The 11,167-nt window shown below is 55.3% G+C and carries 8 protein-coding genes and 1 riboswitch; of the genes, 3 read left to right on the top strand and 5 right to left on the bottom strand.

What is annotated here, in order from left to right; all coding sequences use genetic code 11:
- Window positions 1-313: 313 nt before the first annotated feature.
- Together murI and btuB are read right to left on the bottom strand one after the other, a co-directional pair.
- Window positions 314-1,165, bottom strand: coding sequence for a glutamate racemase (gene murI, locus ACOTZB_RS21125; RefSeq protein ID WP_421628458.1), 852 nt, complete (start codon window positions 1,163-1,165; stop codon window positions 314-316).
- Window positions 1,110-2,957, bottom strand: a complete 1,848-nt coding sequence (btuB, locus tag ACOTZB_RS21120; protein ID WP_023309661.1) for a TonB-dependent vitamin B12 receptor BtuB — start codon at window positions 2,955-2,957, stop codon at window positions 1,110-1,112. The genes murI and btuB overlap by 56 nt, the downstream gene beginning before the upstream one ends.
- 66 nt (window positions 2,958-3,023) lie before the next feature.
- A riboswitch (cobalamin riboswitch) is annotated at window positions 3,024-3,199 on the bottom strand.
- A 104-nt stretch (window positions 3,200-3,303) separates the two neighbouring features.
- On the opposite strand from btuB, the gene trmA reads away from it, so the two are divergent.
- Window positions 3,304-4,404, top strand: a complete 1,101-nt coding sequence (gene trmA, locus ACOTZB_RS21115) for a tRNA (uridine(54)-C5)-methyltransferase TrmA (RefSeq protein ID WP_047653051.1) — start codon at window positions 3,304-3,306, stop codon at window positions 4,402-4,404.
- A gap of 79 nt (window positions 4,405-4,483) precedes the next feature.
- Here trmA and ACOTZB_RS21110 read toward each other — a convergent pair whose 3' ends face one another.
- The gene (locus tag ACOTZB_RS21110) at window positions 4,484-4,843 is read right to left on the bottom strand and encodes a YijD family membrane protein (RefSeq protein WP_008501783.1); all 360 of its coding nucleotides are present in this window, start codon (window positions 4,841-4,843) and stop codon (window positions 4,484-4,486) included.
- 9 nt (window positions 4,844-4,852) lie between these two features.
- Complete coding sequence (gene fabR / locus ACOTZB_RS21105; protein WP_008501784.1) at window positions 4,853-5,491, bottom strand: HTH-type transcriptional repressor FabR; 639 nt, start codon at window positions 5,489-5,491, stop codon at window positions 4,853-4,855.
- Window positions 5,492-5,687: 196 nt separating this feature from the next.
- Between fabR and sthA the strand changes: the two genes are divergently transcribed.
- Window positions 5,688-7,088, top strand: a complete 1,401-nt coding sequence (sthA, locus tag ACOTZB_RS21100) for a Si-specific NAD(P)(+) transhydrogenase (RefSeq protein ID WP_008501785.1) — start codon at window positions 5,688-5,690, stop codon at window positions 7,086-7,088.
- Here the strand turns inward: sthA and oxyR are convergent.
- Window positions 7,071-7,988 carry a DNA-binding transcriptional regulator OxyR gene (oxyR, locus tag ACOTZB_RS21095; RefSeq protein ID WP_023309664.1) on the bottom strand — a complete coding sequence of 306 codons (918 nt, stop codon included), beginning with the start codon at window positions 7,986-7,988 and terminating at the stop codon, window positions 7,071-7,073. The genes sthA and oxyR overlap by 18 nt on opposite strands.
- A gap of 489 nt (window positions 7,989-8,477) precedes the next feature.
- On the opposite strand from oxyR, the gene ppc reads away from it, so the two are divergent.
- Window positions 8,478-11,129 (top strand): phosphoenolpyruvate carboxylase, encoded by a 2,652-nt coding sequence (ppc, locus tag ACOTZB_RS21090; RefSeq protein ID WP_047653049.1) that lies wholly within the window; start codon window positions 8,478-8,480, stop codon window positions 11,127-11,129.
- The last annotated feature ends 38 nt before the right edge of the window (window positions 11,130-11,167 follow it).

The following is an 11,167-nucleotide window of genomic DNA, read 5'->3' as shown; positions in this document are numbered from 1 at the left end:
ATTGTCCGAAGACATTAAGAATCCATGTCACTTTGAGTGCCCACACAGATTGTCTGATAAATTGTTAAAGAGCAGTTGCAACGGGGCGTTAAGCTCACCGTTGCGAGGTCCCGTATATTACGTTTTCCTCATTCAGAGTCAAGCGATTATTTTTGCTTTTCTCTGTCGGCGTTCATCTCTGAACCCCGCCAACCCGGCGGCCTGTAAGCCGTTGTTCCGTGTCAGTGGAGGCGCATTATAGGGAGTTCTCAGACGTTGACAACCCCTCTTTTAAAAAAAACTTTCAACCGTCTCTTTTTTGCTCAAAACCGTGCTACAGCGCCAGTTTTTCGAGCGTTTCAAAGCCATAACGGCGTAAAACGGGTAAAAGTTGCTCAGTCTCTTTCGTGATGGCCATACAAAACGCGATATTCGCATCGGTAGATTTCGCATCCGGCGCTTCATGCTCCAGCAACCAGGCCGTGCGACGGGCGATAGCCGCACCGGAATCCACCAGGCGCGTTCCCTCCGGGAACACCTCTAATAGCTCTTCCTGTAATAGCGGGAAGTGGGTGCACCCCAGCACAACGGTATCCGGGGGTTCAGGCATGCGCAGCCACGGACGAAGAATACGACGCAGCTCGTCGAGTGATACCGCTTTTCCATGCAGCTTCGCTTCAGCCATCTCCACCAGCTCAGCCGAACCCAGCATCGCAATCTGGCATTCGTTGGCAAAACGGTCGATCAGCTCGCGAGTATAAGGACGCTTTACCGTGCCTCGCGTTGCCAGCAAACCCACAATGCCGTTCGCCGTCAGGCGCGCGGCAGGCTTTATCGCAGGAACAACGCCCACAACCGGGAACTGGAATTTTTCACGCAGGGCGGGAAGAGAAACGGTGCTTGCCGTATTACAGGCGATGACGGCCAGCGCAAGGGGATAGCGCTTTTGTACAGCGGTGACGATTTCAACCACACGCTCAACAATAAAATCTTCGCTCTTTTCCCCATACGGGAAAGCGACGTTATCGAAGGCGTAGATGTAATGGAGATCCGGCAGGAGATGCCGAATCTCATCATAGACCGAAAGCCCACCGACGCCGGAATCAAACACCAGCACGGTGGGACGCGGATTAGAAGGTGTAGCTGCCAGACAAGGTGTATTCCCGTCCTGCAGTTTGGTAGCCATAAACTGTCTCGTAATCTTTATCGAACAGGTTGGCTATTTTACCACGAACTGTGAGATGTGAGGTGACAGGATACGAAACTGCGACATCCCACAGGCTGACACCACCCATTTTTACTTTCTCAGACGGATAAGCACCAAAGTCAGTGTCGTAACGCGTACCGAGATAGTGATAAGTCAGGCTCCAGTCGAAATCATAGATCTGCGTGTCGAGCTGATATTTCACCTGCTGCTTAGCACGACGGTCCAGAAGTTCGTTGGTTGCGGCATTGCGGGCATCCACATAGTCGTAGCCTACAGTATGCGTCAACGGGCCCGTATCAAACGATGCTGTCGCTTCCACACCTTTAATGCGCGCTTTACCGACGTTGTAATATTGCTGAAGGTTATTATCGAAGTCGATGAGATTATCGACGTCATTACGGTAGCCGGAGACGCGCCAGCTCACGCCCGCCGTCAGGCCTTCAAACGCACCTTCCCACTGCTTACTCTCTTCTGGATCAAGATGGTCATTGCCATAGAAACCATAGAGTTGACCCAGATTCGGAGCCTTATAGGCCGTACCATAAGAAGCAACGAAGCGGTAACCCTCCACGAACTCCCAGGCCGCACTACTTTGCCAGGTGCCATGGCGGCCGAACTGAGAGTTGTCATCGCTGCGAACCGCTCCTTCCAGAGTGAAGTCACCAAACTGCTGCAACCCGGTCAGGTAAACGCCGGTGTTACGCAGGTCGTAGCCGTTGGTCACGTAGTTTGTACCCGGCTCGGTGCTCTGCTTCTGCCAGTCAACGCCCGCGCCAATGTTTCCATGGCCAACATCAACGGAATTCAGCCACTGGACGTTGTACTGTTTGATTTCATCCAGGGTGGCTGTTGAATCGTAGCGGCCCAAATTTGGGTCGTAGTTATAGTCCTTGCTGTGGCTATAGCTGGTGAGCAGCTGTGAATGGAAGATGTCATCGTTGAAGCGCAATCCAGCATCCCAGGTCTGACTATAGAGCTGGCGGGTATCGACCAGTACATCGGGGGTAAATGAGCTGTAGTAACCGTCGTAGGCAGTACGGTTGCTATAGCCAAAGCCGCGAACAAATCCGCTCCACTGCTCCGAGAATGCGTGATCCAGTGCACCATAGAGCGTTTTATTCATAAAGCCGTCGCGATCGGTCTGGGCAAGGCCACCATTGTTGCCGTCCGCAACCACATCAAACCCTTTGGTATAGGTGTAATCACCCGCAAGCGTGACGCGCGTGCTGTCGCCCAATGTTTGCTGAGTACTGCCGCCATAATTCTGGTAACCATGCGACCCTACGCCTGCATTCAGCGTGGTACCGTCCTTCGCGCGAGTGGTAATAATGTTTACGACTCCGCCGATCGCGTCCGAGCCGTATACCGCCGAACGCGGTCCACGAACATATTCGATACGCTGCACCAGGGAGATCGGGAACTGGCTGAGATCGGATGACCCCGTGACGCCCGCCTGGTTAAGGCGGATCCCATCAACCAGGATCAGGACGTGGCTGGAGTTGGTGCCACGTATAAAGAGAGAAGAGAGTTGCCCCATCCCGCCACTTTGCGCCGTATCCACGCCGGGCAGGCGACGCATAACATCCAGGACTGAGGTTGATTGCCAACGGTCAATATCGGCACGCGTAACAACGGAGGTTGCAGCCAGAATAGTTTTTTCAGGTTGTTCAAAACGATTTGCCGTCACCACCAACGAGTCGGCGCTATCCTGCGCCCAGCCCGAAAATGCCGTGACGGACAACGCCGTCAACAGCGATACTTTTTTAATCATTGTTAAAGCATCCACAATATAAGAAGGATGCCGCAGGCCTCATCGATAGCACGCGATGATGAAACCAAATGCGACGTGATCCCGGCAGGTCTTCGGGCTAGGTGGCTATATAAGGATGAAGACTTCCCATTTTCACAGTGTCTACAACGCTCATCCCGCCAGTCTTTACCGCTGCGCGTCAGCTCCAGATTTACACTGGATTCCCTTTTCACTCTCAGGAGACCGGAAACAGAATGCTACAATTAGACACGTATGGATGTCCAGACAGCTATTGCCCATTAAATCTGGACATCCCCTGAACAATGCCTACAATCCCCGCGTAATTCTTTATCACTCAGGACGCATCATGACCCCAGAACACCTCCCGACAGAACAGTACGACGCGCAGCTGGCAGAGAAAGTCGTCCGCCTGCAAAGTATGATGACGCCTTTCAACGCGCCCGTTCCCGAGGTGTTTCGCTCTCCTGTCAGCCACTACCGCATGCGCGCCGAGTTCCGCATCTGGCACGACGGCGACGACCTGTACCACATCATTTTCGATCAGCAGACGAAATCCCGTATCCGCGTCGACAGTTTTCCGGCGGCGAGCGAGCTCATTAACCAGTTGATGACGCTGATAATGGACGGCGTGCGCAACAATCCGGTACTGCGTAACAAGCTGTTCCAGATTGACTACCTGACCACGCAAAGCAATCAGGCGATTGTCTCTCTGCTGTACCACAAAGCGCTTAACGACGAGTGGCGCGAGCAGGCAGAAGCGCTGCGCGATGCGCTGCGCGCGCAAAACATCAACGTTCACCTGATTGGCCGCGCGACAAAAACCAAAATCATGCTGGATCAGGACTACATCGACGAGCGCCTGCCGGTGGCAGGTAAAGAGATGGTGTATCGTCAGGTCGAGAACAGCTTCACCCAGCCGAATGCCGCGATGAACGTGCAGATGCTGGAGTGGGCGCTGAAGGCGACGGAAGGGTCAACGGGCGATCTGCTGGAGCTTTACTGCGGTAACGGCAACTTCTCGCTGGCGCTGGCGCGTAACTTCGATCGCGTGCTGGCAACGGAAATCGCAAAGCCGTCGGTGGCAGCCGCGCAGTACAACATTGCCGCCAACCATATCGACAACGTGCAGATCATTCGTATGGCCGCAGAAGAGTTCACGCAGGCCATGAACGGCGTACGCCAGTTTAACCGCCTGGAAGGGATCGATCTCAAGAGCTACCAGTGTGAGACGATTTTTGTCGACCCGCCGCGCAGTGGCCTGGACAGCGAAACCGAGAAGATGGTGCAGGCGTACCCGCGTATTTTGTACATCTCCTGTAACCCGGAGACGCTGTGCAAGAACCTCGAAACATTAGGCCAGACGCACAAGGTTGAACGTCTGGCGCTGTTCGATCAGTTCCCGTATACGCACCATATGGAGTGCGGCGTTTTACTTACCGCACGGTGATCTGTAGGCCGGATAAGCGTAGCGCCATCCGGCGTTTTTGGCAGGTGGCGCTTCGCTTACCTGCCCTACAAATAATTCATTACTCTGGTAACTGGCTTTTACGGCTACGCATGCGCGAGCCAATCCAGAACACCAGCGCCACAGACAGTACCGCAGGGAAGAAGTTAGAGCCGATATCCGGATATTCCGCGCGAACCACGGTGCTATACAGCAATACGCCCAGAATAAAGCAGGCAGCGGCCAGCCCCGGTAACCCCACCGGCATGGTGCGGTTCAGGTAACGTTGATGCAGGCAGTAAACCGTCAGCACCAGCGCAATAAGCGGGAAAATCGAAAATGGAACGATTGAGCTAAAAATAGCGGCAAACGTACCATTAATGGATAAGCCAGCGATCAATGCCAGCAACAGCGTCCCTTTATCCTGACCTGACTGTTTCATTACTCACCTTCACTCTTCGGTTTGATGTGCCAGTTTCTCTTGTTCACGGCGATACCAGTAGTACGCGCCTTTGGAGATCATCCTGAGCTGCAATACCAGTCGCTCTTCGAGCTGCTTGCGTTGTTCAATGCTGACATCCAGCGCTTCGGCACCCGCGCTGAAAACAATCGTCACCATCGCCTCGGCCTGTGCTTCAGTAAACGCACGCGGCATATGGTTTTCGAGTTCAAGATAGTCGGCAAGTTCCGCGATGAAGTGCTGAATTTCACGCGCGACGGCGGCACGAAACGCCGCCGATGTGCCCGAACGCTCGCGCAGAAGCAGACGAAACGCGTTGGGGTTATTGCCGATAAATTCCATAAAGGTCGATACGGAGGTGCGGATCACGCTGCCCCCTTTGGCGATACGCTGACGCGCCTGGCGCATCAGCTGGCGCAGCATCAGGCCGCTCTCGTCGACCATGGTCAGGCCCAGTTCATCCACATCACGGAAGTGACGATAGAAGGACGTTGGCGCAATCCCGGCCTCGCGTGCGACTTCGCGCAGGCTCAAACTGGCAAAACTCCGCTCAGCACTCAGTTGACTGAATGCGGCTTCCACCAGCGAACGCCGGGTTTTCTCTTTTTGTTGTGCTCTTACGCCCATCACGATAGTTGAATCCTTCCAAAGGCCTGATGGCACTATACCAGAGAATAAAATTAATCTGTTTACCTGGCTTTGTGAATGATTGTTTACGTGCGGTTTGTGCTCCACTGCCCGAAAAAAGCACAACGATAATTGGGTTACTCTGCCAATGATGTTATGATTCTGTTGCTTTTATGTATAAGAACAGGTAAGCCTTACCATGCCACATTCCTACGATTACGACGCAATAGTTATTGGTTCCGGCCCCGGCGGCGAAGGTGCAGCTATGGGTCTGGTGAAACAGGGAGCCAGAGTAGCGGTCATCGAGCGCTACCATAATGTCGGCGGCGGTTGCACCCACTGGGGCACCATCCCTTCGAAAGCCCTCCGCCACGCCGTTAGCCGCATTATCGAATTTAACCAGAATCCTCTTTACAGCGACCACTCCCGACTTCTTCGTTCATCCTTTGCTGACATCCTGAATCACGCGGATACCGTTATTAACCAGCAGACACGCATGCGTCAGGGATTTTATGAGCGTAACCACTGTGAAATTTTGCAGGGCAACGCGCATTTTGTGGATGAACACACCCTGGCACTCGAATGCCACGACGGTTCGGTTGAAACCATCACGGCTGAAAAATTTGTGATCGCCTGCGGCTCACGCCCTTACCATCCGGCCGACGTAGACTTCTCACACCCGCGCGTCTACGACAGCGACTCGATTCTGAGCCTGCACCATGAGCCACGCCACGTCATTATCTATGGCGCAGGGGTCATTGGCTGCGAATATGCGTCGATCTTCCGCGGAATGGATGTCAAAGTTGACCTGATCAACACCCGCGACCGCCTGCTGGCGTTCCTCGATCAGGAGATGTCGGACTCTCTCTCCTACCACTTCTGGAACAGCGGCGTGGTGATTCGCCACAACGAAGAGTACGAGAAGATTGAGGGCTGTGACGACGGGGTGATCATGCACCTGAAGTCCGGTAAGAAGCTGAAAGCCGACTGCCTGCTGTACGCCAACGGTCGTACCGGCAACACCGATTCACTGCAGCTGGAAAATATCGGGCTTGAAACCGACAGCCGCGGTCAGCTGAAGGTCAACAGCATGTATCAGACCGCCCTGCCGCACGTTTACGCGGTCGGCGACGTGATTGGCTACCCAAGCCTGGCCTCAGCCGCTTACGACCAGGGACGCATTGCCGCACAGGCGCTGGTAAAAGGCGAAGCGACGGCGCACCTGATCGAAGATATTCCGACGGGCATCTATACCATCCCGGAAATCAGTTCTGTCGGCAAAACCGAACAGCAGCTGACGTCAATGAAGGTGCCTTACGAGGTGGGTCGCGCCCAGTTTAAACATCTGGCGCGGGCGCAAATCGTGGGGATGAGCGTGGGAACGCTGAAGATACTGTTCCATCGCGAGACCAAAGAGATCCTCGGCATTCACTGCTTTGGTGAACGCGCGGCGGAAATCATTCATATCGGCCAGGCGATAATGGAGCAGAAAGGCGGTGGTAACACCATTGAGTACTTCGTTAACACCACCTTTAACTACCCGACCATGGCGGAAGCCTATCGGGTAGCTGCGCTGAACGGCTTAAACCGCCTGTTTTAACGCGCTGTCGAAATGGCCATCCATCGAACCACGGATGGCCTCTGCCAGCTGCTCATAGCGGCTGCGCAGCGGTGAACCCGGACGATACACCAGGCCGATAGTGCGACGCGGCTCCGGCTTAATGCACGGCAGATAAACCACGCCATCACGTTTACGCTCGCGCGGCACGGCCAGCGCAGGCAGCAGCGTAATACCGCTTCCCGCCGCGACCATATTACGCAGCGTTTCCAGGCTGGTTGCGCGGAAATGGGTATCTTCATCCGCACCCGCTTCAAAGCAAAAGCCCATCGCCTGGTCGCGCAGGCAGTGGCCATCTTCCAGCATCAGCAGCTTTTCACCGGCCAGATCGGCCATCGGTACGCGATCGCGGTTCGCCCACGGGTGATCTTCATAGATCGCCAACATCATCGGCTCATCGAACAGCGGCACTTCAATAAAGGCTTCACTCTCTTTCACCAACGCCAGAATGGCGCAGTCGAGCTTGCCGCTGTCTAACTGCGCCAGCAGCTGATGGGTTTGCGCTTCATGCAGGTACATTTCAAGTTTCGGGAACGTCTGGTGCAGCATCGGAATGATGTGCGGCAACAGGTACGGGCCAACGGTTGGGATCAGGCCAATATGCAGCGGGCCGGACATCGCTTCCCCCTGCTGGCTTGCCATTTCCTTGAGCACTTTGACCTCGCGCAGCACGGTGCGCGCCTGATCCACCAGCAGCAGACCTGCCTGTGTGAACAGAACCTTACGACTGGTGCGCTCCAGCAGCATCACGCCCAGCTCATCTTCCAGCTTGCGGATCTGGCCGCTCAGCGTGGGCTGGCTGACGTGGCAGGAGTCTGCCGCGCGGCGAAAGTGACGATGCTCAGCTAACGCTACCAGGTATTCAAGATCGCGAATATTCATTATTCATCCTCCGTCGCCACGATAGTTCATGGCGATAGATAGCATAGCAACGAACGATTATCCCTATCAAGCATTCTGTTGAATAATACACCACATAGACGAGGCGGCACGTGTTTGACCCTTGACGTCCCCGCTCCGTCAGCGAGTTTCTCTCAAAACTCGAACAACTAAAGCCAACGTGAACTTTTGCGGACCCCGTGGTCCGCGTTTTTTTTGCGGAAAAAAGGCCGGACATACAAACAAAATGGCAACAGAAGTTACCATTTTTAGCGTTTACTCCCTTTCCCCTGTACATTTTCATAAGCATCTCTTATCTGACGCAATGCGAATTAAATTTCGTAAATTGCCCTCATTTATTCGTTTGCTGAACCGTTTTCGCAGCAATTGACGACGGGGGTTTTACGTGGCTTTATAAAGGGAGATGACAAAATAATGTCCAGAAAATTTTCGCCTGGGCATAAACAAAAATGATGGGGTGACTGGGTTTTTATGAACGAACAATATTCCGCGTTGCGTAGTAATGTCAGTATGCTCGGCAAAGTGCTTGGAGATACCATCAAAGACGCGTTGGGGGAGAACATCCTCGACCGCGTTGAAACCATCCGCAAGCTGTCTAAATCTTCCCGTGCCGGTAACGAGGCCAGTCGTCAGGAGCTGCTCACCACCTTGCAGAACCTCTCTAACGATGAGCTGCTGCCCGTTGCACGCGCATTCAGCCAGTTCCTGAACCTGGCCAACACCGCTGAGCAATACCACAGCATTTCGCCAAATGGCGAAGCGGCCAGCAACCCGGAAGTCATTGCCCGCACCCTTCGTAAACTGAAAGACCAGCCAGACCTCAACGAAGCCACCATCAAAAAAGCGGTGGAGTCGCTTTCGCTGGAGCTGGTGCTGACCGCACACCCCACCGAAATTACCCGTCGCACCCTGATCCACAAAATGGTGGAAGTGAACAACTGTCTGAAGCAGTTGGATAACAAAGACATTGCCGACTACGAACGCAACCAGCTGATGCGCCGTCTGCGCCAGCTGATTGCCCAGTCCTGGCACACCGATGAAATTCGTAAGCATCGCCCAAGCCCGGTCGACGAAGCCAAATGGGGCTTTGCGGTGGTGGAAAACAGCCTGTGGGAAGGGGTGCCTAACTACCTGCGCGAGCTGAACGAACAGCTGGAAGAGAACCTTGGCTACCGCCTGCCGGTCGACTTTGTTCCGGTGCGCTTCACCTCCTGGATGGGCGGCGACCGCGACGGCAACCCGAACGTGACCGCAGAAATCACCCGTCACGTCCTGCTCCTGAGCCGCTGGAAAGCGACCGACCTGTTCCTGAAAGACATTCAGGTGCTGATATCCGAACTGTCGATGGTTGAAGCGACGCCGGAACTGCGCGCGCTGGCCGGAGAAGAAGGCGCCAGCGAGCCGTACCGTTTCCTGATGAAGAAACTGCGTGGTCAGCTGATGGCCACTCAGGCCTGGCTGGAAGCGCGGCTGAAAGGTCAGCGCCTGCCAAAACCAGAAGGTCTGCTCAGCCAGAACGAACAGCTCTGGGAGCCGCTGTATGCCTGTTATAAATCACTTCAGGCGTGCGGGATGGGCATCATCGCTAACGGCGAACTGCTGGACACCCTGCGCCGAGTGAAGTGTTTCGGCGTGCCGCTGGTGCGTATCGACGTGCGTCAGGAAAGTACCCGTCATACCGAAGCGCTGGGCGAGCTGACCCGCTATCTCGGCATCGGCGACTATGAAAGCTGGTCCGAAGCCGACAAACAGGCCTTCCTGATCCGCGAGCTGAACTCGAAGCGCCCTCTGCTGCCGCGCAACTGGGAGCCAAGCAACGAAACCCGCGAAGTGCTCAACACCTGTAAAGCGATCGTGGACGCACCGAAAGGATCGGTGGCCGCCTATGTGATCTCTATGGCGAAGACGCCGTCCGACGTGCTGGGCGTTCACCTTCTGCTGAAAGAAGCGGGAATCGACTACGCCCTGCCGGTCGCCCCGCTGTTTGAGACCCTCGACGACCTGAACAACGCCAACGACGTCATGACCCAGCTGCTGAATATCGACTGGTACCGCGGCTTTATTCAGGGCAAACAGATGGTGATGATTGGCTATTCCGACTCCGCGAAAGATGCGGGCGTGATGGCGGCATCCTGGGCGCAGTATCAGGCGCAAGACGCACTGATCAAAACCTGCGAGAAAGCCGGTATTGAACTGACCCTGTTCCACGGACGCGGTGGCTCGATTGGCCGTGGCGGCGCACCTGCACACGCAGCGCTGCTGTCACAGCCGCCGGGAAGCCTGAAAGGCGGCCTGCGCGTCACCGAGCAGGGCGAGATGATCCGCTTCAAGTACGGTCTGCCGGAAGTGACCATCAGCAGCCTGTCGCTCTATACCAGCGCTATCCTGGAAGCAAACCTGCTGCCACCGCCGGAGCCGAAAGCATCCTGGTGCCATATCATGGACGAGCTGTCTGATATCTCCTGCGATCTGTACCGCGGCTACGTGCGTGAAAACAAAGATTTCGTTCCTTACTTCCGCTCGGCCACGCCTGAGCAGGAGCTGGGTAAACTGCCGCTGGGCTCACGTCCTGCGAAGCGCCGCCCAACCGGTGGCGTAGAGTCTCTGCGCGCGATCCCGTGGATCTTCGCCTGGACGCAGAACCGCCTGATGCTGCCCGCCTGGCTGGGTGCCGGTGCCGCGCTGCAAAAAGTGGTGGAAGACGGCAAACAGAGCGAACTGGAAACCATGTGCCGCGACTGGCCGTTCTTCTCTACCCGTCTGGGCATGCTGGAGATGGTCTTCTCGAAAGCCGACCTGTGGCTGGCGGAATACTACGACCAGCGTCTGGTGAAACCAGAGCTGTGGGCGCTGGGTAAAGAGCTGCGCGAACTGCTGGAAGGCGACATCAAAGTGGTGCTGGACATTGCCAACGACTCACATCTGATGGCGGACCTGCCGTGGATTGCCGAGTCTATTCAGCTGCGTAACATCTACACCGACCCGCTGAACGTCCTGCAGGCAGAACTGCTGCACCGTTCGCGTCTGGCGGAAGAAGAAGGTAAAGAGCCGGACCCACGCGTTGAACAGGCGTTGATGGTGACAATTGCGGGCGTTGCGGCGGGTATGCGTAACACCGGCTAATACTTTATGCCCGGCGGCGCTACGCTCGCCGGGCAATA

The organism is Enterobacter cloacae complex sp. SHL020 (genome assembly GCF_049236945.1).
Taxonomy (GTDB): Bacteria; Pseudomonadota; Gammaproteobacteria; order Enterobacterales; family Enterobacteriaceae; genus Enterobacter; species Enterobacter dykesii.
The sequence above is the reverse complement of the archived record's forward strand: the minus strand, read 5'-3'. Positions and strand labels throughout refer to the sequence as shown.